The 23,254-nt window shown below is 40.4% G+C and carries 25 protein-coding genes and 1 pseudogene; 14 read left to right on the top strand and 12 right to left on the bottom strand.

What is annotated here, in order from left to right; all coding sequences use genetic code 11:
• Window positions 1-116: 116 nt before the first annotated feature.
• The 7 genes from A3GE_RS0104340 (at window position 117) to A3GE_RS0104370 (ending at window position 4,937) form a co-directional block, all read left to right on the top strand.
• The gene (locus A3GE_RS0104340) at window positions 117-755 is read left to right on the top strand and encodes a nucleoside recognition domain-containing protein (RefSeq protein ID WP_018356052.1); all 639 of its coding nucleotides are present in this window, start codon (window positions 117-119) and stop codon (window positions 753-755) included.
• A complete protein-coding gene (locus A3GE_RS0104345; protein WP_018356053.1) occupies window positions 752-1,222 on the top strand; it encodes a YjiG family protein in 471 nt (156 codons plus the stop codon). The genes A3GE_RS0104340 and A3GE_RS0104345 overlap by 4 nt, the downstream gene beginning before the upstream one ends.
• A 17-nt stretch (window positions 1,223-1,239) precedes the next feature.
• Window positions 1,240-2,370 (top strand): M20/M25/M40 family metallo-hydrolase, encoded by a 1,131-nt coding sequence (locus tag A3GE_RS0104350; protein WP_018356054.1) that lies wholly within the window; start codon window positions 1,240-1,242, stop codon window positions 2,368-2,370.
• A gap of 205 nt (window positions 2,371-2,575) precedes the next feature.
• Window positions 2,576-3,514 (top strand): LysR family transcriptional regulator, encoded by a 939-nt coding sequence (locus A3GE_RS0104355; RefSeq protein ID WP_018356055.1) that lies wholly within the window; start codon window positions 2,576-2,578, stop codon window positions 3,512-3,514.
• A complete protein-coding gene (gene azlC / locus A3GE_RS0104360) occupies window positions 3,514-4,236 on the top strand; it encodes an azaleucine resistance protein AzlC (RefSeq protein ID WP_018356056.1) in 723 nt (240 codons plus the stop codon). The genes A3GE_RS0104355 and azlC overlap by 1 nt, the downstream gene beginning before the upstream one ends.
• Window positions 4,233-4,562 (top strand): branched-chain amino acid transporter permease, encoded by a 330-nt coding sequence (locus tag A3GE_RS0104365; protein WP_018356057.1) that lies wholly within the window; start codon window positions 4,233-4,235, stop codon window positions 4,560-4,562. The genes azlC and A3GE_RS0104365 overlap by 4 nt, the downstream gene beginning before the upstream one ends.
• 42 nt (window positions 4,563-4,604) lie before the next feature.
• Window positions 4,605-4,937 (top strand): YgjV family protein, encoded by a 333-nt coding sequence (locus A3GE_RS0104370; RefSeq protein ID WP_256802434.1) that lies wholly within the window; start codon window positions 4,605-4,607, stop codon window positions 4,935-4,937.
• A gap of 99 nt (window positions 4,938-5,036) precedes the next feature.
• On the opposite strand, the pseudogene A3GE_RS11755 reads toward A3GE_RS0104370, so the two are convergent.
• From A3GE_RS11755 to ffh, 3 genes and pseudogenes are all read right to left on the bottom strand, one after another.
• A pseudogene (locus A3GE_RS11755) lies at window positions 5,037-5,267 on the bottom strand (AEC family transporter); the annotation flags it as partial.
• Between the two features lie 34 nt (window positions 5,268-5,301).
• Window positions 5,302-5,640, bottom strand: coding sequence for a hypothetical protein (locus A3GE_RS0104380; RefSeq protein WP_026215389.1), 339 nt, complete (start codon window positions 5,638-5,640; stop codon window positions 5,302-5,304).
• Window positions 5,641-5,801: 161 nt separating this feature from the next.
• Window positions 5,802-7,190 (bottom strand): signal recognition particle protein, encoded by a 1,389-nt coding sequence (gene ffh / locus A3GE_RS0104385; RefSeq protein WP_018356061.1) that lies wholly within the window; start codon window positions 7,188-7,190, stop codon window positions 5,802-5,804.
• A gap of 137 nt (window positions 7,191-7,327) precedes the next feature.
• Here ffh and A3GE_RS0104390 point away from each other — a divergent pair, with 137 nt between their 5' ends.
• The 4 genes from A3GE_RS0104390 to A3GE_RS0104405 all read left to right on the top strand — a co-directional run bounded on the left by A3GE_RS0104390 (window position 7,328) and on the right by A3GE_RS0104405 (window position 10,820).
• Window positions 7,328-8,113, top strand: coding sequence for a cytochrome C assembly family protein (locus A3GE_RS0104390; protein WP_018356062.1), 786 nt, complete (start codon window positions 7,328-7,330; stop codon window positions 8,111-8,113).
• A gap of 79 nt (window positions 8,114-8,192) precedes the next feature.
• On the top strand, window positions 8,193-9,455 hold the full coding sequence (locus A3GE_RS0104395) for an HlyC/CorC family transporter (RefSeq protein ID WP_018356063.1): 1,263 nt from the start codon (window positions 8,193-8,195) through the stop codon (window positions 9,453-9,455).
• A 127-nt stretch (window positions 9,456-9,582) separates the two neighbouring features.
• Complete coding sequence (locus A3GE_RS0104400; RefSeq protein WP_026215390.1) at window positions 9,583-10,353, top strand: threonine/serine exporter family protein; 771 nt, start codon at window positions 9,583-9,585, stop codon at window positions 10,351-10,353.
• Between the two features lie 2 nt (window positions 10,354-10,355).
• A complete protein-coding gene (locus A3GE_RS0104405; RefSeq protein WP_026215391.1) occupies window positions 10,356-10,820 on the top strand; it encodes a threonine/serine exporter family protein in 465 nt (154 codons plus the stop codon).
• 37 nt (window positions 10,821-10,857) lie between these two features.
• Here A3GE_RS0104405 and A3GE_RS0104410 read toward each other — a convergent pair whose 3' ends face one another.
• The 8 genes from A3GE_RS0104410 to A3GE_RS11445 form a co-directional block, all read right to left on the bottom strand.
• On the bottom strand, window positions 10,858-12,165 hold the full coding sequence (locus tag A3GE_RS0104410) for a nucleobase:cation symporter-2 family protein (protein WP_018356066.1): 1,308 nt from the start codon (window positions 12,163-12,165) through the stop codon (window positions 10,858-10,860).
• Window positions 12,166-12,290: 125 nt separating this feature from the next.
• On the bottom strand, window positions 12,291-13,718 hold the full coding sequence (locus A3GE_RS0104420) for a basic amino acid/polyamine antiporter (protein WP_018356068.1): 1,428 nt from the start codon (window positions 13,716-13,718) through the stop codon (window positions 12,291-12,293).
• 27 nt (window positions 13,719-13,745) lie between these two features.
• Entirely contained in the window at window positions 13,746-14,327 is a 582-nt protein-coding gene (locus A3GE_RS0104425; RefSeq protein WP_018356069.1) for a uracil-DNA glycosylase family protein, read from the bottom strand.
• 49 nt (window positions 14,328-14,376) lie between these two features.
• Window positions 14,377-15,276, bottom strand: coding sequence for a homocysteine S-methyltransferase family protein (locus A3GE_RS0104430; RefSeq protein ID WP_018356070.1), 900 nt, complete (start codon window positions 15,274-15,276; stop codon window positions 14,377-14,379).
• Window positions 15,277-15,314: 38 nt separating this feature from the next.
• Window positions 15,315-17,183, bottom strand: a complete 1,869-nt coding sequence (locus tag A3GE_RS0104435; RefSeq protein WP_026215392.1) for an acyltransferase family protein — start codon at window positions 17,181-17,183, stop codon at window positions 15,315-15,317.
• Window positions 17,184-17,241: 58 nt separating this feature from the next.
• The gene (ychF, locus tag A3GE_RS0104440) at window positions 17,242-18,333 is read right to left on the bottom strand and encodes a redox-regulated ATPase YchF (protein ID WP_018356072.1); all 1,092 of its coding nucleotides are present in this window, start codon (window positions 18,331-18,333) and stop codon (window positions 17,242-17,244) included.
• A gap of 48 nt (window positions 18,334-18,381) precedes the next feature.
• Window positions 18,382-18,966 (bottom strand): aminoacyl-tRNA hydrolase, encoded by a 585-nt coding sequence (gene pth, locus A3GE_RS0104445; RefSeq protein WP_018356073.1) that lies wholly within the window; start codon window positions 18,964-18,966, stop codon window positions 18,382-18,384.
• A 59-nt stretch (window positions 18,967-19,025) separates the two neighbouring features.
• On the bottom strand, window positions 19,026-19,433 hold the full coding sequence (locus A3GE_RS11445; protein ID WP_200873125.1) for an EamA family transporter: 408 nt from the start codon (window positions 19,431-19,433) through the stop codon (window positions 19,026-19,028).
• Between the two features lie 166 nt (window positions 19,434-19,599).
• Between A3GE_RS11445 and A3GE_RS0104455 the strand changes: the two genes are divergently transcribed.
• The 3 genes from A3GE_RS0104455 to xseA are packed head-to-tail and all read left to right on the top strand — an operon-like array spanning window position 19,600 to window position 22,443.
• Window positions 19,600-19,914 (top strand): RnfH family protein, encoded by a 315-nt coding sequence (locus tag A3GE_RS0104455; RefSeq protein WP_018356075.1) that lies wholly within the window; start codon window positions 19,600-19,602, stop codon window positions 19,912-19,914.
• Window positions 19,911-21,131 carry a ribosomal protein uL16 3-hydroxylase gene (locus tag A3GE_RS0104460; RefSeq protein ID WP_018356076.1) on the top strand — a complete coding sequence of 407 codons (1,221 nt, stop codon included), beginning with the start codon at window positions 19,911-19,913 and terminating at the stop codon, window positions 21,129-21,131. The genes A3GE_RS0104455 and A3GE_RS0104460 overlap by 4 nt, the downstream gene beginning before the upstream one ends.
• The gene (xseA, locus tag A3GE_RS0104465) at window positions 21,124-22,443 is read left to right on the top strand and encodes an exodeoxyribonuclease VII large subunit (RefSeq protein WP_026215393.1); all 1,320 of its coding nucleotides are present in this window, start codon (window positions 21,124-21,126) and stop codon (window positions 22,441-22,443) included. The genes A3GE_RS0104460 and xseA overlap by 8 nt, the downstream gene beginning before the upstream one ends.
• A gap of 185 nt (window positions 22,444-22,628) precedes the next feature.
• On the opposite strand, the gene A3GE_RS0104470 is transcribed toward xseA, so the two are convergent.
• Window positions 22,629-23,003: a helix-turn-helix domain-containing protein gene (locus A3GE_RS0104470; protein ID WP_018356078.1), complete on the bottom strand. Its 375-nt coding sequence runs from the start codon at window positions 23,001-23,003 to the stop codon at window positions 22,629-22,631.
• Window positions 23,004-23,254: the final 251 nt, after the last annotated feature.

Raw genomic sequence — 23,254 nt, forward strand, 5'->3', positions numbered from 1 at the left:
AACGAAAGAAATTTTAACCGCACTTTTGTTCTTGTGATACTTATCACATTTCGGCTATTTCTTTTATTGTACACTCTTATTGGTATTTTATTTCTTGTAATAAGGAAGGAGTGTGTATGAAAAAAGAAATTAATACGAATACCCTCATTATTGGCACACTTTCATTAGTGTGTGCCATTATCTTTTTTGGCGGATTTGCCAAAGATTTTTTGGGCGGTATTTTTGATTTTAGTAGGTTAACCGGTCAATTTCCTGAATGGCTTAAAACATCAGGTGGTACTAGCGCAAAAGGCGGTTTCTTATTTGCTTTGACGTTAATTCCCAGTGTGATGTTGGCGTTGGGATTTGTAGCGATTTTTGAACATTATGGTGCATTACTCGCCGCTTCTAAATGGCTAAGTCCTGTGCTTAAGCCGTTAATGGGAATTCCGGGGAATTGCTCTATTTCGCTTATTGCCAGTACACAAAGTACAGATGCCGGAAGTTCTACCGCCAAGTGCTTATATGACGAAGGTCAAATCACCCACCATGAATTGTTAATTTTCTCTGCCTTTCAATTTAGTGCAGGCGCATTTCTAACAAACTTTCTTGCTTCTTTTGCCCCCCTTCTACTAATCACCGATAAAGCCGGTGCAGTTGCACCTGTGTCTATTGCGATGGCATTAGGGGTGATTTTCTTATTTAAAGTTTTTGGGGCAAATTTAATGCGACTTTATGTGAAAAAATTTGTGAAAGAAAATGAGGTAGCACTATGAGTAAGCAAACGAATACGGAATCAAAGTTAATTACCGATATTTTTGTTGAAGGGGCAAGAAAAGGCTGGAATATCGCGATACATAGTACGATTCCTAATGTGTTAATGGCTTTTGTGATTATTTATATTTTAAATGCCTCCGGCTTGTTGAAACTATTAGGAGAATATGTCGGTTTTGTGATGACTCCATTGGGTTTACCGGGTGAATCCATTGCGGTTTTCCTTGCCGCCTTTTTAAGTTGGGGTGGTGCAGCAGGTGTATTGGTTGCCTTAGTTCAGGAAGGTACGCTTAATGCACAACATATTGCGATTCTTATTCCGGGAATGGCGTTAGTCGGTTCTACGGTTCAATATATGGGGCGTGTTTTAGGAGTATTAGGTGTACCCGGAAAGCATTATCTGGTGCTTTTTGGTATTTGTATTATTAATGCTTATTTAGCGATGTTCTTAATACGGGTATTAATTTAGCAATGGAGGAATAAACCATGAATAATGAGCAGTTAGATATATTTTTAGATGAACTTAAAGAACTCACTGATATTGAAAGCCCAACGAACGATATTAATGGAGTTAATCAGGTGGCGGAGTGGTTCATAAAAAAAGCAGAAACACAGGGATTACAACATAAACGAATTTCCATGACTTCAGATAAGGTTGCTCAGGGGGTATTTATCAGTAACCGTTTGGACGCTGAGACATTCGATATTCTTTTTGTTGCGCATATGGACACTGTATTTCCATTAGGAACAGGGAAGGGTGTGCCTTTTACAAGGAAAGATGGGCGTATTAATGCATTAGGTGTGATTGATGATAAATCCGGTGCATTATTGTCTTTTTATATCGCTCAGGAATTGGATTTATCAAAATACACAATCGGGATTTATTTAAATTCTCACGAAGAAAACGGCTCACTCTATGCAAAAGAAAGTATTAGTGAATATGCACGCAAAGCACGTTATTGTTTTGTGATGGAACCAGCACGTGAAGACGGTTCAATGGTCTCTACCCGAAAAGGAATGGTCACTTACCAAATTGAATTTCACGGTGTGGCGGCTCATGCGGGAAATTGCCCTGAGCGGGGGCGTTCCGCATTGGTTGAAGCGGCACATTTCATTACTGAATTTTATAAATTGAATGATTTTGATGCCGGACATACGTTTAATTGTGTGATAACTCACGGAGGAAGCGGACATAATGTGATTGCGGATTATGCGGCGTTAATGATCGAAATGCGCTATAAAAAATCTTCGTCTATCGAATTTTTTGAACAGCATTTGCGACGCGTGCTTGAAAATCCGTTGGTGGAAGGAGTCACTTCAACAAAAACATTAATTAATAAAGAATCCCCAATGATTGATGAAAAATATCTTCCTCTAATTAAAAAAGTATTTAATGAAGTGGGAGAAAAACTGGCTATACCTATAAAATGGGTTGATGCAGGCGGATTAAGTGATGGTAATATTGCGGCTTCGACAGGGTGTCCGACGATTGATGGTTTGGGACCAATCGGTGGTAATATGCATGCGAAAACGGAATATTTGGAGATAAATTCAGTTATTCCTAAATGTAATCTTGTAGTCGGTGTGATTAATGCATTAATGTCTCATCCAGCTTGAGTTTCAGCGTAAAAAGCTCATAGAAAATAGAGGCTCAACTGATGCCTCTATTTTTGTATATATGCTTAGAGTAACTGTATTTAATATAGTAAGTAATGAAAATATCACTAAGAAAAAAGGTTCTTATTCCTTAAACTTTAATTTTCTCTGTTTTTCGGTATTATATGTTATCCATTCATTTTTCAGTATTCTATGAATAGTTCTCATGAAACCTACATTTCTTGAATTTCGACATCTTAAAACCTTACTTGCATTAAAAGAGACCGGTAGTGTTTCTTTGGCCGCTAAGCGGGTTTATCTCACTCAATCCGCGCTTTCTCATCAAATTAAACTGATTGAAGATCACTTTGATTTACCCTTATTTGAGCGCAAAAGTAGCCCGCTACGTTTTACTGCAGCAGGAGAACGCTTAATTCGTCTTGCTAGTGAAGTTATGCCGAAGATCATTGATGCTGAACGTGATTTAACCCGTATAAAACATGGTGATGCGGGGCAGTTACGCATAGCGGTTGAATGCCATACTTGTTTTGACTGGCTAATGCCTGCAATGGATGAATTTCGTCAGCATTGGGGACTGGTGGAATTGGATATCGTATCCGGTTTTCACACGGATCCTGTGGGTTTATTACTTTCCCATAGAGCAGATTGGGCGATTGTCTCTGAGATTGAAACAAATGATGATGTGATTTTTAAGCCGCTATTTTCTTATGAAATGGTTGGGATTTGCTCGAAAGAGCATCCATTGGCAGCAAAAGAAATTTGGCAAGCGGAAGATTTTGCCGATGAAACATGGGTCACTTATCCCGTACCGGATGAGATGTTAGATCTCTTGCGTAAAGTATTAAAACCGCAGGGCATTAACCCGACACGCCGTACCACGGAACTGACGATCGCAATGATTCAATTAGTGGCAAGTCGCCGTGGTATTGCCACCGTCCCTTATTGGGCAGCGTTGCCATACCTTGAAAAAGGTTATGTGGTGGCACGCAAAATTACACAAGATGGCTTGTATAGCAACTTATACGCTGCCATTCGAAAAGAAGATGAAAGTCTTGCTTATATGGAGGATTTTTATCAAACCGTTAAATCTCAGAGTTTTTCCACTTTACCGGGATTATCTGTTTTAGAATTAGCGAGGGAGTAATGGATTTTTCTAAAGCACATCCTATCCGTGCTGCCGCTAAAGCAGCATTACTTTATAGCGCGCCGATGATTGCCGGATTTTTATTTCTTAGTGTAGCCTATGGCATTTACATGAAAGCACTGGGTTTTGGTGTTTGGTATCCTACATTGATGGCGTTATTAATTTACGCAGGTTCGGTAGAATTTATTGCTGCCAGTGCGTTGGTATTGCCTTTTTCGCCGTTAAGCGTTTTATTAGTGGCACTGATGGTGAGCGGTCGTCAAATTTTTTATGGCATTTCTATGTTGGAAAAATATGGTGTGCATCTTGGTAAAAAGCGTTGGTATTTAATCAGTAGTTTGGTGGACGAATCCTTCTCATTGAATTATATGGCAAAAATTCCACCGCACTTGGATAAAGGCTGGTATATGTTCTTTGTGAGCCTGTATTTGCACATTTACTGGGTGTTGGGTGCGGCGATAGGAAATTTATTTGGCGGGATTTTACCCGTTGATTTAAAGGGTGTTGAGTTTGCTATGACCGCACTTTTCTTAGTGATCTTTGCGGAAAATTGGATGAAAGAAAAGTCCCACGAAAGTTCTTTGCTTGGTTTAGGTATGGCTTTGGTTTCTTTACTCATCGTGGGAAAACAGCATTTTTTAATCCCAACCTTAATCGGTATTTGGTTAATTCTGACGTTACGTCGCCCTAAAATAGAATGTAAATTGGAGTCGTTAAAATGATTTTGACGGAACAGATTATCACGATTGGCATTTGTGTACTAGCAGTACAGTTTACCCGCCTTTTACCTTTCTGGATTTTTCCGGCAAACCGCCGAATTCCTGAATATATCCGCTATCTCGGCAAGGGATTACCGGCGGCGATGTTCGGAATGCTTGTCATCTATTGTTATAAAAATATTGATGTATTGAGCGGGTATCATGGCATACCTGATTTCCTTGCCGGTGCTTTGGTTTTGGTGCTGCACTTTTGGAAAAAGAATATGTTTCTTTCCATTGCAGCAGGCACGATTTTTTATATGATTTTGGTTCAAACCATCTTTATTTAATCTTTTGAGAGCGAAAATAAAAATTCTTTATTATGCAATCGGTTGCCTTTATTTCGCCTATTTTCCTCTCTCTCTAAATCTTTTATCATACTGCGTACATTCATTTTGGCGAAAGACTGGAGCGGTATAATGGAATTAAACTCAATAGAATTGTTAGGCTACATGGCTACGTTTTTTGTGGCAACCTCATTTTTGTTTAAATCAATCGTCCATCTGCGTATTGTAAACAGTATTGGTGATGTACTTTTTGTAATTTACGGCGTTATTATTGATGCTTATCCTGTTGCGGTGCTGAATGCTTTTCTTGTTTGCGTAAACCTTTATCAACTTTATCGTTTGAAGAAAGAACAGCCCCTTTCAAAAACACTGAAATAATTACTCATAAATCACTGAGGTGATTTATTCGCTCCTTCGGAGCCGTTGGGAAAGCCAACGTTCAAAATCCTTCGGATTTTGTGACCGCACTTTTTAACCTCAGCACATTTGATAAAGGGCTATGACGAGTGGCATAGTGAACGTGCAAAGGAAGGTTGTAACACCATAAATTGCACTGGCTTTTTAGGCGTTGTTGCCGAAAATCAATGCCATTTGCGTGATAGTGGCGACAGAAGGGCTAGTGGAGGCAAGAAAGCTGATCATCGTAATGGTTTCGCCATTTTCTACCCAACCGGCAAAACCGCAAAGTTTGATGATCACCAAGAGGAAAAACAGATGAGGTGAAAGGGCAAAATAACTTGCTCTAAATACAACCACCACAGCTGCCACAACGCCAATCTTCTTTGTTTACCGCTTGATAAAAAGCCCGTATTGTGCTTTCTTCCAATGGAATATTGTGTTCAATAAAAACATCAGAAAGCCATTCGATGTTCTCAATAATCCACTCATCTTCTCCCAATCCCTCGCGATAAAGTTCGTCTTCGGGATCCATAAAATTATAAATATTTTCCGTCCCCATATCTTGATCACGGCGCTCACGAGGCAATACAACGGGTAAATTAAGATAAGAAATGTCCCAATGCCCTAAACAGAGGGTATTACCTTGCATGGACCAGCGGGCTTTAAATGGATTATCACTCATGTTGAAATTTTATAAGAAAAGTTGAATGAGAGAGCAGTATAAAGTTGAAGAGAAGGAAACCCCATACTAAAAAGCGGGTATTGGCTTGATCGAGATCAAGAAGAAATGAAAAAGTGCGGTTAAAAAACATCGCATTTTTTAACTGCACTTTATTTTTGAGTCTAGCGTCTAAACATTCCCCCTAAACCTCCAAGACCGCCTAAACCGCCCCCCATTAAACCTTGCATACCCCGCATCATTTTTGACATTCCGCCTTTACGCATTTTTTTCATCATACGTTGCATTTCATCAAATTGTTTGAGCAACTTGTTCACATCCTGCACTTGTGTACCGGAACCTAATGCAATACGACGACGACGGGAGCCTTTGATAATGTCAGGGTTGGCACGCTCTTTTAAGGTCATGGAATTAATGATCGCTTCCATTTTGATGAACATTTTATCGTCCACTTGGTTTTTGACGTGATCAGGCAAATTCTTAGCACCGGGGAGCTTTTCCAACATAGACATCATTCCCCCCATTTTTTTCATTTCAATCAATTGTTCACGGAAATCATCAAGGGTAAAAGCATCGCCTTTTTTAAATTTTTGTGCCATTTTTTCCGCTTTTTCGCGATCTACCGAACGTTCGAGATCTTCGATAAGGGAAAGTACATCTCCCATACCTAAAATGCGAGAGGCGACACGATCCGGATGGAACGGCTCAAGAGCATCGGTTTTCTCCCCTACACCGAGGAATTTAATCGGTTTGCCTGTAATTTGGCGGATAGACAATGCCGCTCCACCACGAGCATCTCCATCCACTTTGGTGAGAATCACCCCAGTGAGTGGCAGCGTTTCATTAAAAGCTTTGGCGGTATTTGCCGCATCTTGCCCTGTCATCGCATCAACGGTAAAGAGGGTTTCGATAGGATTTAATGTACTGTGGATTAGTTTTATTTCATCCATCATTTTGCCATCTACATGCAAGCGACCGGCTGTATCCACGATGAGGATATCGTAGAATTTAAGTTTGGCTTCGGTCAGGGCGGCTTTGACAATCTCTACCGGATTTTGTTTGACATCGGAAGGGAAGAAATCCACACCCACGGATTGTGCCAAAGTTTCTAATTGCTTGATTGCCGCAGGGCGGTACACATCGGCAGAGACGACCAATACTTTCTTTTTATGGCGTTCGCGCAAGAATTTTGCCAGTTTCCCCACGCTGGTGGTTTTTCCTGCACCTTGTAAACCTGCCATTAAAATTGCCGCAGGAGGCTGGGTGGCGAGATTTAAACTTTCATTCGCTTCGCCCATGGCTTTTTCAAGTTCACGTTGAACAATTTTTAAAAATTCTTGCCCTGGCGTTAAACTTTTATTTACTTCCTCACCCAGTGCGCTTTCTTTTACTTTGGCGATAAATTCACGCACTACCGGTAATGCCACATCTGCCTCCAGCAATGCCATACGCACTTCACGTAGGGTTTCTTTAATATTATCTTCCGTTAAACGACCTTTCCCCGTAATATTGCGTAGGGTTTTCGAAAGGCGATCAGATAAATTCTCGAACATTCTTAATCCTGTTTTTTATCAAAAATTGCCGTGATTATACCTAAATTCAGGCGTTTTTCATCATTTCAAATAAATTTATAGCGAATTCGGAATCAGAACGTTAGAATAATAACAATTCCTAACAAGAGACAACGATTATGTGGTTTGCCGTTTTTTCGATTTTGTTTTATTTAATTAGCGCATTAATGATTGCACCATTGCTTAATTCTTCGGATAACGAAAAACGCCGTCCGAAAAAAACATTATTCTTTTTGACCGCACTTTTAGCCGTCGTATTCCATTTAATAAGCCTTTATCCTGCATTACAGGAATTAGCCTTAGAGCGTAAATTTAGTTTAGTTGAAATCAGCTCACTAATGAGCGTAAATATTGCGATTTTGGCAATATTGGCTATGTTGGTGGTCAATTCTATGTGGTTTTTATTACCGATTGTGTTTTCCTTCTCTATTTTTAACTTGGTTTTGGCGACATTTATTCCGAGCCATATGATTCAGTTGTTGGATCAGGAGCCGGCGATGTTATTTCATATCGGATTATCCATTTTTACTTATGCTGTATGCTTTATTGCAACGTTATACGCCATTCAAGTCGCTTGGATCGATCGTACTTTGAAAGCGAAAAAAACGGCATTTTCACCGGTAATACCTTCTTTGATTACGGTTGAACGGCATTTTTATCGAGTGTTTGCCGCAGGGGAATTATTACTGACTCTGACATTAATTTCAGGTATCTATCATTCTATAAATGCATTAACCGCAGAAAATATCCATAAAGGCGTTTTCTCATTCTTGGCTTGGGTTGTTTTTGGTGTAGCGCTTTTCGGACACTGGCGTCTAGGCTGGCGTGGAAAAAGGATGATTTTTTATGCTATTTCAGGTATTATTTTGCTCACAATTGCCTACTTCGGTAGTCGGTTAATTTAGTCAATAAGGGCGAGCAGAGGTTCGCCTTTATCGTTGGATTTTTATTCAACTCCCGTTTAACTAACAAAAGGATTTTCCCTTGGACAGTATTCCCCTTAGTACGTTATTTATTACTCTCATTATCTGTTTAGTTTTATCCGCTTACTTTTCAAGCTCCGAAACCGGCTTACTTTCTCTGAATAAATATCGAATGCGTTATCTTGCCGAACAAGGTAATAAAGGCGCACAAAAAGCAGAGAAATTGTTAGAAAAGCCCGACACATTACTGAGCTTTATTCTTATCTTCAATAATTTAGTGAACATTAGTGCATCGGCAATCGCGACGATGATTGGAATGCGTCTTTATGGTGATGCCGGTGTAGCAATTGCAACGGGATTACTGACGTTTGTGATGCTTGTCTTTTCTGAAATTTTCCCTAAAACGGTGGCTGCGCTTCATCCTGAAAAAGTCGCTTTTTTATCCAGCCATGTTTTGAATGTACTGATTAAGATTTTTTATCCGGTAGTATGGTTTATGAATTTATTTACTACCCTGTTAATGAAAATGATGGGATTAAAACCGGAAATGCAAAAACAGGTGATTAGTAGTGAAGAATTACGTAGTATCGTGAGTGAAGCAGGAGAAGCGACACCGGGTGAACAACATCCACAAATGCTGCTTTCTATTTTGGATATGGAAACTGTCACTGTGGACGATATTATGGTACCACGCAATGAAATTGGCGGTATTGATATTGATGATGACTGGAAAGCGATTATGCGTCAGCTTAATCATGCCGCACATAATCGAGTAGTGCTGTATAAAGGTAGCCTTGATAAAAATGTACTTGGTATATTGCGTGTACGTGAGGCTTTTCGATTGTTACTTGAGAAAAATGAGTTTACTAAAGAGACCCTTATTCGTGCGGCGGACGAAGTATATTTCATTCCGGAAGGAACACCGTTAAAAACACAGCTGTCTAATTTCCGTGCCAATAAAGAGCGTATTGGGCTTGTAGTAGATGAATATGGCGATATTAAAGGATTAGTGACATTGGAAGATATTTTGGAAGAAATCGTGGGTGATTTTACGACTTCCACCGCTCCGAGTATTCACGAGGAAGTGGCTCCACAATCTGACGGTTCAATCATTATTGATGGCTCGGCCAACCTACGGGATCTAAATAAACTGTTCGGCTGGGGATTGGATACTGAAGATGCCCGCACTTTCAACGGATTGATTCTAGAACATCTTGAAGAAATCCCCGATGAGGGAGCCGTTTGTGAAATAGAAGGCTTGCAAATAACAATTTTAGAAGTGGCAGATAATATGATTAAGCAGGCTAAAGTTGTTAAACTCTAAAATTAAATAAAACTAACAAAAAACTGACCGCACTTTTGATTTGGATCATAAGTGCGGTTTATTTTTGCACCGTTTTTTATCAAGCTATCTATAATTTGCCTAATTAATTTTAGGTATAGGTATGATGATGGAACAAGCGTATCAACGGGGCGTGACGCGTGCTTGTGTGCAAACGGCATTATTGTTGTTACAACATGGGGCAGAAAGTACGGTGGTGGTGCAAATGGCACAACGTTTAGGGATTGCTCTTGGGGTAGAAAGTGTAGAGTGTGCCCTTACGGCAAATGCCGTAGTGATTACAACACTTTCAAACCAACATTGTATTACCACGGTACGAAAAAATACCGATAAAGGCATCAATATGCAAATGGTGACTGAGGTACAGCGTATCGTGATTGCGGTAGAGCATAAATTATATAATTTGGAGCTGGCACAAAAGAAACTGGATAACTTAAATCCTTTAAAATATCATCGTGGTTTAGTGGTGTTTATGATTGGACTATCTTGTGCTTCTTTTGCGCATTTATCGGGAGGCGATTGGCTGATCTGTCTGATTACTTTTTTGGCTTCTGCGGTGGCGATGTTTGTTCGGCAAGAATTATCCAAACATCATTATAATCCGATTATTGTTTTCGCAATTACGGCATTTGTAGCTTCGCTCATTTCCGGTGTCAGTTTGAAATATCAATGGGGAAACGATCCTCAGATTGCCTTAGCGTCCAGTGTGTTGTTACTTGTGCCTGGATTTCCCTTAATTAATTCATTGGCAGATATTTTAAAAGGCTATGTCAATATGGGCTTAGGTCGTTGGACAATTGCGACTGTTCTGACTTTTGGTGCTTGTCTTGGTATTGTGTTAGCACTGAGTGTGTTACATATCACTATATGGGGGCATTAATGATGATGTTCCTATTTAGTTTACTTGATGATATGGTTTTTGCCGCCATTCCGGCGGTTGGTTTTGCTTTAGCATTTAATGTGCCGCCTAAGGCATTAAAATACTGTGCTGTTTTAGGGGCATTAGGGCACGTAACACGCACATTACTTTTATACATTGATGTGCCTATTGTATTTGCAACCTTTTTTGCCTCTTGTGTTATTGGCTTTATTGGCGTGCATTTATCGCACCGTTACTTAGCGCATCCAAAGGCCTTTACGGTAGCAGCGATTATTCCCATGATTCCGGGCGTGTATGCTTATAGGGCGATGATTTCGATGGTACAAATTCACCACTATGGCTATTCTCATGAACTTTTGGAGCAAATGATCAGCTCATTTATTAACACCGCCTTTATTTTAGGCGCATTGGTTTTTGGGCTCGCTTTACCGGGCTTGATTTTTTATCGCCGAAAACCTGTGGTATAAAGCAAAAAACACGCATCATTGCGTGTTTTTTCTCTCATTATTCCTTTGTGATTTCTTTATCTTCTGGCAAGATTAAATTTAATATCAATGCCAATAATGATCCCACAGTAATGCCTGAGCCTAGTACTTCTTTGAAAAAGTGCGGGAGCTTATCAAGTAGTTCCGGACGAGTGGTGACGGCTAGGCCGCAACCGATCGAAATAGCAATAATTAATCCGTTGCGTTTGCTGCGTTCCACTTTATCTAACATCTGAATCCCAGCGGCAATAATCATGGCAAACATCATTAAACCCGCACCGCCGAGTACAGGTAATGGAATTGAGACGATTAATGCGCCAAATACAGGGAATAATCCTGCTAATGCCAATAGCACGCCGGTTAATGCGACCACATGACGGCTGGCAACTCCGGTTAAAGAGATCACACCGATATTTTGTGAGAAAGAAGAAAAGGGCGTGGTGGACATAATCGCCGCTAATGCTGAACCTAAACCGTCAGCCAGTACACCGCCTCGTAAATGTTTACCGGTAATTTCAGTATTGGTGGCATTACCCAGTGCTAGGAAATTACCGCTAGATTCAACGATTGTGACCAAATAAGCAATGGACATCCCGATAATACCTGAAATGGGGAACGCAAGTCCAAAGTGAAGCGGTTGAGGAACTGCGAAGGTTTGGGCGTTTGCCACACCGTCAAAATTAACCCAACCTAAAATGAGACAGAGAACGTAACCGGTCATCATCCCAATTACAATAGCGGCGGCAGAGAAAATGCCTTTTCCCCATTGAACCAAGGCGACAACAATAACCAATACAAAACTTGCCATCATCAAATTTTCCGGTGTGGCATACTGAGCATCGCCACGTTGACCGCCGGCAAACCAATCCACTGCAACAGGAATTAAACTTAAGCCGATCATCATCACGACAGTGCCGGTCACAACGGGTGGAAAAAGTTTACGAATATAGGGCATAAAAAAGCTGCCGATAATCATCACGAAAGATCCGACTAAAGACGCACCTAAAATCCCGGCGACACCGTAATCACTGAAACCAATCGCCAGTGCAGCGGCGACAAAGGTAAAACTGGTTCCCATCACACTGGGTAAACGAATACCTATTGGACCTAGCCCACGACACTGAATCACCGTTACCACACCGGAAATTAGCAATGCCGCATTCACCAATGTGATAGTATCTGCGGTGGGTAATTTTAAAACATTACCGATCACCAATGGTACGGCGATAATTCCCCCAAGTGCCGCTAATAAATGTTGTGCGGCAAGCAATAAACTCAACCCGAAAGGCGGTTTATCTTCAACGGAGTAGAGGAGTTGATTATTCATATTTTTGGGTCCTTATGTAAAAGAAAGCGCGAATTATACGCTAAAGTGCTATAAAGGAAAACGTTTGCTTTTTTGGAATGAAAGTGCGGTTAAAATTATGCTGATTTTTGACCGCACTTGATGAATTACCTAATCCCACTCAAGAGCGAGAAAGGGGTGAAAGCACTATGAACTGCTTGAATAAAGAGATATGCAATGATGATGAGTACTAATTTTTCCCATATGTTTAGATTGAATTTTCCGCCTTGGTGTTGATAGCGAGAATATAAAAATAACCCGATTCCCGGTACATAAAGCAGAACGGAAAGCAGCAAATAATTCAGTCCTGAGGCGTATAAAATCCATAAGCCATAGAGAGATGCCATAAAGCCGGTGAGTTTAACATACCAAGGGGCATTTTGCTGAATAGAGAGTTTCAATAAATACGCACCAATTAAAAAATAAGGCACTAAAATCATTGAGGTGGAAATTAATAATAAGGTGTTATAGCTTTTTCCGGTCAGCAAAACCAATAACAAACAAAGTTGTACGATAAATCCGGTAAACCAAAGTGAATTAATTGGCGTATTGTTTTTGTTGAGTTTGTCTAAAATTTTGGGGAAAGCACCATTTTTTGCACCACGATAAGGTACTTCGGCAGAGAACATTGTCCAGCTGATGTAAGAAGCCAGAACGGACACAATTAAACAGGCGGTAATAATGATTTTACCTGTGCCGCCAATCATATGTTCGAGTAGTCTAGCCATGGAGGGATTCGGCATCATCGCAATGGTTTCACGGGGTAAAATCCCTAATGAAAGCACGGTGATCGCGATATAAAGAGCAAGGGCAATCAAAATGCCTAATACGGTGGCAAGCCCGACATCGGAACGTTTTTTCGCGTGGGCGGATAATACCGCAGCACCTTCCACACCGGTAAAGACCCAAAGAGTAATTAACATGGTGTTTTTTACTTGGTCGGATATACCTTTATTTAATACGATTGCTTTCGCATCATGGCTAAATGTTTCAGGGTTGAAATACCAAAGAGAGAGTAAGATAAATAGGATCAGAGGAAAAACTTTCATAAAGGTGGCAATAAGGTTCACGGTTGCCGCTTCTTTTACTCCTTTGGCGATTAAAATATGCACCAGCCAAACAACAATAGAAGATCCAATAAATGAAGCGATGGTATTTCCTTGTCCAAAAATGACCGCACTTTGGCTATCGGTAAAAGTACCGATGCCTTCAAAGGCGACCACTAAATAACCCACAATACCGATAGTGGCGCAGAGCCAATAACCCCAAGCAGACATAAATCCTATGAGTTCTCCAAAGCCTTCTCGTGCATAGGTGTAAATGCCACCGTCTAAGTCAGGGCGAAGCCGGGAAATGAAAAGGAAGGAGAGTCCGAGGAAAATAATCCCGATACCGGTGATCGCCCAGCCAATAATGAGCGCTTCCGCCCCAGCTACTTCCGCCATATTTTGTGGCAGGCTGAAAATACCCGAGCCAATCATTGAACTCAATACTAATGCTGTCAGAGAGAGTAAGCCGATTTTTTTATTTGACATAATGCTTTCCTAAAAAATGATAAAAAATTAAACGGATAAAATAGTTTTCACATATTGTTGTAATGTTGGGATCACCTCTTGTTCAAACCAAGGATTTTTTTGTAGCCAAAGTTGATTGCGTGGTGAAGGGTGAACTAAGGGAAAAAAGTGCGGTAGAAATTCACGGTAGTTTTTCACCGTTTCCGTCACATTTAATGTATTTTGTGGTAAATAATATTTTTGTGCGTATTGCCCGATCAACATCGTAAGTTTGATATTTGGCAACGTGGCTAAAATTGGAGGATGCCATTTTTCCGCAAAGCCTTTGCGTGGCGGTAAATCGCCTGATTTGCCTTTTCCTGGATAATAAAAATCCATGGGGATCACAGCAAACAGCCCTGAATGGTAGAACATATCACGATCAACCCCCAGCCATTCACGTAAGCGATCCCCGCTTTTGTCGTTCCAATAAAGACGGGTTTGTTCCGCTTTTAAACCGGGAGCCTGACCGACAATGTTAATACGTGCCATGCGAGGGGCAGCAAAAAGCGGTTCGATATGGCGAGCGGTGAAATCTTGATTTTGAGGATCATTGACAATCGCCGTTTTGATTTGGTTGATCGTTTGCATAATTTGTTGAATTTATCTTATTTTATGGTTGAGGTTCATTGATAAAAGCCTAGCCAAATTTTTCCGCTAATGCCTGGATATGCTCGGGACCAATGCCACAGCAACCGCCAATAATGGTCGCACCGTTTTCAACCCATTTTTCCGTCCAGAGGAGATATTGTTGTGGATTGAGATCCTGTCGGATTTCATCAAGCCCGTCATTTGCTGTGGCATCTTTAGGTTGTGGTGGGAAGGCATTGGCATAAGCGCCGATACGAATGTTTGTTGCATTATGGGTTTTCAACGTATCCTGTGTGACGAGTAACGCTTGTTGAATCACTTCCGGTTGGCAGCAGTTAAATAAAATGGCTTCTACGCCTAATTCAATCATTTTTTCAACCGCACTTTGCACGGTTTCTCCGGAGCGTAAGCGAGGAACATCAGTAGGTTCATCGTCTTGTAAAGTGAAAGAAACCCAGAGTGGGCGATCATCTTTTGGTAGCAAAGGTTTAATGGCTTGAGGTTCGGTCGCCGAACTTTGGGTTTCGCATAGCCAAAAATTCACATAAGGCGAAAGCCCATCAATGAGCGGTTGAGCCACCTCTTGCACCCGATGAGGCTGGTACAAATCGAAACGGTAAGAGCCGAATAATGGAGGAATCGAGCCGGCAATTTTTACATGAGAAACACCCGAATTTTCAACCGCACTTTGGGCTAAAAGCCCGGCAAGATCCGCCAACATTTTTCCATCAGCCTGAAAACGTTGTTCTCCAATATGAAAGGGCACAACGGCGTAACTGTTGGTGGTAATCACTTGTGCGCCGCTTTTTATAAAATCCTCATGCACGGATTGAACCGCACTAGGTTGTTGATAGAGGGCAAGTGCCGACCATTCAGGCTGCTGAAAAGGCGCTTTACGGCGCGCCAACTCACGCCCCATACCACCGTCTAAAATGATGATGTTTGACATAGTGTTATTCCTGAATAAATAGGATTCATAGCTCCAGACTATTTGTATAAATTTTTTACTTGCTCTCTCGTGAAAATTCTTTGGTGTTTATTAAACTCTCGTCCCATGTAGTAGGCACCAAAATTTGTTAAGTGATCTTGATCACCATAGAGATATTTACCTTCCGCCATAACACTATCTTTTGGCAAATATTGCTGGGCATCCACCCAATAAACATTCGGAATATCTTTAACTAAATCACGAATAATTTTATTACTTGCGTCAATATTGCCCATTCTATGAATAGGCTGTAAATATTTTTCAAGACCATATTTTTCCAATAAGTAACCGCGAATAGGAGGGCGAGTAATAGAACTGTTGTTTGCAAACACATAAACTGGTTTTGATTCCGAAAGTTTTTTCACCATACTTTTAAAGCGCTGTTGAAAATTAGGAACAATATAAGATTGAGCTTCAAACCGTGGCACGGGCTGCCCCACCATTCTTAGATCATAGAATTCAGAAATAAATATGACATCATATTTTGCTATCTTATCCCACAGGGATTGACATTCTGGTATAACTTGAGAAACCTCATTGACCATTACCTGACATTCTGGTCCCAAATTTAAAATATCTGATTTCCACCCTTCTTGTTTTCCGACATATTTAAGAAAATAGTCAAGATGTCCCGCATGGGAATCACCAATTGTTAATATTTTAGCCGGTATATCTATTTCTAAATCAACATTTGAAATATCTTGTCCAATATGCTCTTTTTCATTCTTTAATTTCCCTTTTGCATAAATATTGTATCCGATTAATAAAATAGATGGGGTGAGATATAAATAGAAAAATGCTTTTTTAAATGTGAGTTTAGATTTTCTAATTGGTTGCTCAATAATGTAATAGCTTACAATAGAAAAAATAACGGTAAGCACTATAATCCCTAAGATTTGAGCATTGTTTAATGTTTGTTCTCCTGTAATGTAATAGGTAAACGCAATAAATATCCAATGATACAAATATAGTGAATAAGATATTTTTCCAATAAAGACAAAGGATTTACTTGATAAGCAAGCTTTTATAATATTCTGCTGTGTCGTGCTATAAATAATAAGTGCAGATAATAAACAAGGAAGAAGCAATGTAATGCCTGGGATAAAGTTCATATTTTTATGTATTAAAAATAAACAAGAAAATAATAAAATCGAACTTGAAATAGCAATAATATTGCTTACTGATTTGTTGCTTTGCTGATTTGTTAATTTATTATAAATGGCTAAAATTGAACCAATTAACAATTCTGGGAAACGTAGGGTTGATAAATAGTAAATGTTCGGTTGATATAAAGCATTCTTATAGAAATTAAGTGGAACAAATGATGTTAAAGTGAGTATAAAAAATAGCAGTAATGTAATATAAAGTAAAGCTTTTATATTTCTAAGCTTTTTATAGGGAAAAATGAGTAATAGTGGGAAGATTAAATAATACTGTTCTTCAACTGCTAATGACCAAATATGTAATACCGGATTTTCATTAGCGCTTAAATCAAAATAGCCTTGTGTCAATCCAAGATGGAAATTAGATGAAAAAACAGTCGCTAATTCAATGGTTTTTCTTAATTGATTGAAATCTTTATAAATAAAAATAGCTGATGCAACGAAAGAAACCAATGCCATGACAGTGATAAAGGCTGGATAGATTCGTTTAATTCTTCGAGTGTAAAAATTTTTGAAAGTAAAGCGATTTTCTTCTGCTTCTCTTAGAATAATACTGGTAATTAAGAAACCTGAAATGACAAAGAAAATATCCACTCCAAGAAAACCACCGGGAAGCCAAGTTTCGTTTAAGTGGAAAATAATGACGGAAATAACAGCAATTGCACGTAAACCATCAATTTCCGGGCGGTATTTTATAGACATAATATTCCTCAAAATTTATAAAAAAGACCGCACTTTAACGTGCGGTCGTATTGAATTAGGTTTATACATTGAAACGGAAGTGCATCACATCGCCGTCTTGCACAATATAATCTTTCCCTTCTAAACGCCATTTTCCCGCTTCTTTTGCGCCATTTTCCCCTTTGAATTGGATAAAATCTTCATAGGCGATAACTTCGGCACGGATAAAGCCTTTTTCGAAATCCGTGTGAATAACGGCAGCGGCTTTTGGTGCGGTCGCGCCTACGGAAACCGTCCAAGCTCGCACTTCTTTTACGCCTGCGGTGAAGTAAGTTTGAAGATTTAACAAGGCGTATCCGGCACGAATCACTCGGTTCAAGCCCGGTTCTTCAATCCCCAAATCTTGTAAAAATTCCGTTTTTTCTTCATCTTCCAATTCCGCAATTTCTGCTTCAATGGCAGCACAAACAGGCACAACCACCGAGCCTTCTTTTTCGGCAAACTCACGAACTTTGTCAAGATACGGATTGTTTTCAAAACCGTCTTCATTGACGTTGGCGATATACATGGTTGGTTTTAGGGTGAGGAAGTTATAGCTTTTAATCGCATGGAGTTCTTCTTTATCAAGGGGAACAGAACGAATCATTCCCGCTTCAGAAAGAACAGGAAGGATTTTTTCCATGACAGAAAGTTCAAATTTCGCTTCTTTATCGCCACCTTTGGCACGTTTTTGTAAACGTTGAATGGCACGCTCGCAACTATCCAAATCGGCAAGAGCAAGCTCGGTATTGATGGTTTCAATATCATTTAACGGATCGATTTTTCCCGCCACGTGAACAATATCGTCATTTTCAAAACAGCGAACAACATGACCGATAGCATCGGTTTCACGAATATTGGCTAAGAATTTATTGCCTAATCCTTCGCCTTTACTGGCACCCGCCACTAAACCTGCGATATCCACAAATTCCATCGTTGTTGGAAGCACACGTTCCGGTTTAACGATTTCCGCAAGGGCATCAAGGCGGGGATCCGGCATCGGTACAACACCGGTGTTAGGTTCGATAGTACAGAACGGATAATTTGCCGCCTCAATGCCGGCCTTGGTGAGCGCGTTAAAAAGGGTCGATTTACCGACGTTTGGTAAACCTACGATACCACATTTGAATCCCATAATTTTTCCTTATATTGAATCAAAAAAGTTGCGAAAATGACCGCACTTTTAAATTTTAAAACTATTTAAACGGTTGGTGGCTTTCACCATGCCGTCTTTAAAAATCATCTCCACGCAATCTGTGGCTTCATCAAGGGCTTTTTCAAGGGCTTGACGATCGGTCGGTGAGGGTTTGTTAAGCACATAACCGGCAACCAAATCCCGATGCCCCGGATGACCGATGCCTAAGCGTAAACGGTAGAAATTGTTGTTATTTCCCAGTTTTGCCACAATGTCTTTCAAGCCGTTATGTCCACCGTGTCCGCCGCCCAATTTAAGTTTTGCGGCTCCGGGCGGTAAATCCAGTTCATCGTGAATCACCAGTATTTCTTCCGGTTGAATACGATAAAATCCTCTCAAGGCAGCCACTGCTTTACCGCTCAAATTCATAAAGGTAGTGGGTACAAGCAAGCGGACTTCTTTTCCATTGACTAAAGTGCGGGCAGTTTTACCGAAGAATTTGTTTTCAGGATTAAGTGTGGTATTGAAACGATGTGCTAAACGTTCTACCAACCATTCTCCAGCATTATGGCGTGTCTCGGCATATTTATCCCCGGTATTGCCAAGTCCGACGATGAGTTTTATTTCAGACATATTGTGTAATGATTAAAAAATAGTGGTGTATTGTAGCGAAATGCAGGTAAATTCTCAATCTATAACGCCAGTACAAGGACGCCCGCTAAAATCAAGAGGCCTCCTATGATGAGTTTCAAACTCAAGGGTTCGCCTAAGATGACAACGCCTAAAATAATGGCGATGACAACACTCAGTTTATCGATAGATGCAACCCAAGAGGTGGGGGCGAGTTGCAATGCACGGTAATAACATAACCAAGATAACCCCGTTGCGATACCGGATAACACTAAGAACGTGAAAGGCTTTGTGGCGATATGTTGTGGCAATTGCCGTTCATTACGGGCGGAAATAATACCGGCGGTGACGAGTAATACTACAATGGTGCGTATAAAAGTAGCAAGATTGCTGTTCATTCCTTCCACGCCAAGTTTGCCTAAAATAGCAGTGAGTCCTGCAAAAAATGCCGAACCTACGGCAAAAAATATCTAATTCATTTTATTCCCTTATTTTATCGTTAAAATTATTCACAAACTCGCTTACTCATTTGTTCATCCCTATCGGGGCAAAGCCAACATTCAAAAAACGTTGTTTTTTGTGACCGGTCTTTTCCGCTATAATAGCCCAAAAAATTTTTAGATGAAGAAATCATTGATGAGCCAGATTAATATTGAAATCGCCTATGCCTTGCCGGAACGCTATTATTTAAAAACTTTTCAGGTAGAAGAAGGCACGATGGTGCAAACTGCCATTTTACAATCCGGTATTTTGCAACAATTTACCGACATTGACTTGCGTGAAAATAAAGTCGGGATTTTTAGCCGTCCGGCAAAATTAACCGATATATTGAAAGAAGGTGATCGGATTGAAATTTATCGTCCGTTATTGGCCGATCCGAAAGAAATCCGCCGTAAACGCGCAGCAGAACAAGCCGCTCAAACTAATAAAGAAAAAGGAGCCCAAAAATGACCGCACTTGCCCAAGCCGATTTTTGCTTACCCGAGCATATTACCCCTGAAATTTTCTTGCGGGATTATTGGCAGAAAAAGCCGCTGATTATCCGCAACGGTTTGCCTGAAATCGTGGGACAGTTTGAACCGCAAGATATTATTGAGTTGGCGCAAAATGAAGATGCCACGGCACGTTTGGTGAAAACCTTTTCAAGTGATGATTGGAAGGTGTTTTTTAGCCCATTGACGGAAAAAGATTTCAAAAATTTGCCGGAAAAATGGTCGGTGCTGGTGCAAAATTTGGAACAATGGTCGCCGGAATTGGGGCAGCTTTGGAGCAAATTTGGCTTTATTCCCCAATGGCAACGAGATGACATTATGGTGTCTTATGCGCCAAAGGGTGGCTCGGTGGGCAAACATTATGACGAATATGACGTGTTTCTGGTGCAAGGCTATGGTCGCCGCCGTTGGCAACTGGGAAAATGGTGTGATTCAAGCACTGAATTTAAACCGAATCAGCCTATTCGTATTTTTGACGATATGGGGGATTTGGTGATTGATGAAGTGATGAATCCGGGCGATATTCTTTATATACCGGCAAGAATGGCGCATTATGGCGTAGCGGAGGAGGATTGTTTGACCTTCTCTTTTGGTTTGCGTTATCCGAATTTGACCCATTTAATTGATGGCATTAGTAAAGGTTTTTGTCATCAAGATCCGGATTTGAATTTAAGCGAATTTGATTTACCGCTTCGCTTGACGCAATCAGCGCAGCGTACAGGAAAACTTGCCGATGAAAACATTCAGGTGATGAAGCAACAACTACTGGATAAACTTGCCCATTCTGAAGCCTTTGATAAATTATTCAAACAAGCGGTGGCAACAGCGGTGAGCTCACGCCGTTATGAACTCTTGGTGTCTGAAGAAATGAGTGATCCGGAGGAGGTGCGTGCCGATTTAGAAGAGGGAGCGTTACTTTGTCAGGATAACAATTGCAAGTTGCTTTATACGGAAAATCCCCTTCGCATTTATGCTAATGGTGAATGGTTAGACGAATTAAATTTGATTGAAACGGAAGTCTTGAAGCGCTTAGCAGATGGTGAATCCTTAGATTGGGCATTTTTAATGGATTTAACGAATGAAACAGAAGATCCGGAAACAGCGATGGAATTATTGTTAGATTCAATTTGTAACTGGCTGGACGATGGCTGGGTGTTGTTAGATGAATATGTCTGAGAATATTTATTCCGTATCTCAACTCAACAATGCGACACGCCAAATGTTGGAAAGCCATTTTTCCCAGATTTGGCTGATGGGGGAAATTTCTAATTTTACCCAACCGGTATCGGGGCATTGGTATCTCACCTTAAAAGATGAAAATGCGCAGGTGCGTTGTGCTATGTTTCGGATGAAAAATTTGCGTGTGGCGTTTCGTCCGCAGAATGGTATGCAGGTATTGGTGCGGGCTAATGTGAGCTTATACGAGCCGCGTGGTGATTATCAGATTATTATTGATTCTATGCACCCGGCAGGTGAAGGCCTGTTGCAACAGCAATTTGAAGCTCTGAAAATGAAGCTGGCAGCAGAGGGACTCTTTGCCCAAAATCTCAAGAAAAATTTACCGCACTTTAGTAAAGCCGTGGGGGTGATTACTTCATCTACCGGTGCGGCATTGCAAGATATTTTGCATATTTTGGCACGTAGAGATCCAAGTTTAAAAGTGGTGATTTATCCTACGGCTGTACAAGGCAAAGAGGCTGTGGCTGAGATTGTACAGATGATCGAACTGGCAAATGCACGGCAAGAAGTGGACGTGTTGATTGTGGGGCGGGGTGGTGGTTCGTTAGAGGACCTGTGGTGTTTTAACGAGGAATCTGTTGCTCGTGCAATTTTTTGCTCCACGCTGCCGATTATTAGTGCCGTAGGCCATGAAACGGATGTCACCATTGCGGATTTTGTTGCTGATCTTCGAGCGCCTACGCCTTCTGCAGCGGCAGAATTAGTCAGCAGAAACCAAGAGGAACTACTACTACAACTCCGCCATCAGCAACAGCGTTTAGATATGGCTTTCGATCGCTTATTTAGCGAAAAAAGCCAAGGATTAAAACAGCTTATATTTCGGTTGCAAAATCAGCATCCACAGAATCAATTGCATATTCAGCAAACGAAGAATGAACAACTTGCACAGCGTTTACAATTTGCGATGCTGCGTCAGCTGGAAAAAATACAGCAAAAATTGACCGCACTTTCCCTTCGTTTGGCTCAAAATCCCTTACCTTACTGTATCCAGCGTCATCAACAACAATTAGTGCAATTACAAGGGCGATTACATTTTAGTGCAAACCGTCAATTAACAGAGCGACAAAACAGGCTTGCGACATTATGTGGAAAACTAGATGGATTGAGCCCGTTGAAAGTTTTGGCTCGCGGTTATTCCATTGCAACAACAGTGCAAGGAAAAGCAATCACAAGTATGAATGACGTTAAACCCGGGGATGAGATCACGACAAAAGTCGCTGATGGAAATATTCGTAGCAGGGTTGTGTGAAATTAGATGAAAGTGGTTGATAGAGTTATTTTAGTGTTTTTTCAGAAAAAGTGCGGGTTATCAACCGCACTTTTTTTATAATTCCTATTTATTCTTCTGCCGTACGGTCTTTAATACTCGCTTTGCTATCCTTTCAAAATTCAGGGAGTAGAAAATCATTGTACTGCGCACTTTTAGCGTTTGTTTTATTGTTCTCTGGAAATAGCATCAAGCCAGTTGATCAAAGCTCGTTTTTGTTCACTATTCATTTGTTGCCAATGGTAGTCAAGACGAAAACGTAAGGCATCATTATGTATGGGAACGTAGAGCTGTTTGTTGTCTAGGTTGAAGGTTTTGCTATCACTGAAAAACCAATCAATGGGGGTATCTAAAATAATAGCTATATCCACCAAATGATTCACATTCATTTTGGTTGCTCCTCGTTCATAACGGGAAAATTGTTGTTGTGATACGCCGATTTTTTCAGCTAATACTTCAGCGCTGATGCCCAGTTCCTTACGGCGAAGTTGAATCCTTTTGCCGATAGCGATATCTGTTTCCGCTGCGGTAAATCTTGCCATGTTATCTCTCATTGTATGAAATCAGTATTATTTCCATTTTTTGTGACAATATGATTTCAAGTTACTCAATGATTGATATTTTTTATTATTTTTTAAAAATAGTTGATTGTCTTGAGGTTGTAATATTATAATTTAACTCAACCAATGATTTTTCGTTGATTCATAACCTTACATTAGGAGATTTAATGAAAAATAGCTATTGCTCTTGCATTGGGAGTTTTATCAATCACAAATAGTAATTTTGAAGCCAA

Origin of the sequence: Rodentibacter pneumotropicus DSM 21403 (assembly GCF_000379905.1) — a bacterium.
Lineage (GTDB): Bacteria > Pseudomonadota > Gammaproteobacteria > Enterobacterales > Pasteurellaceae > Rodentibacter > Rodentibacter pneumotropicus.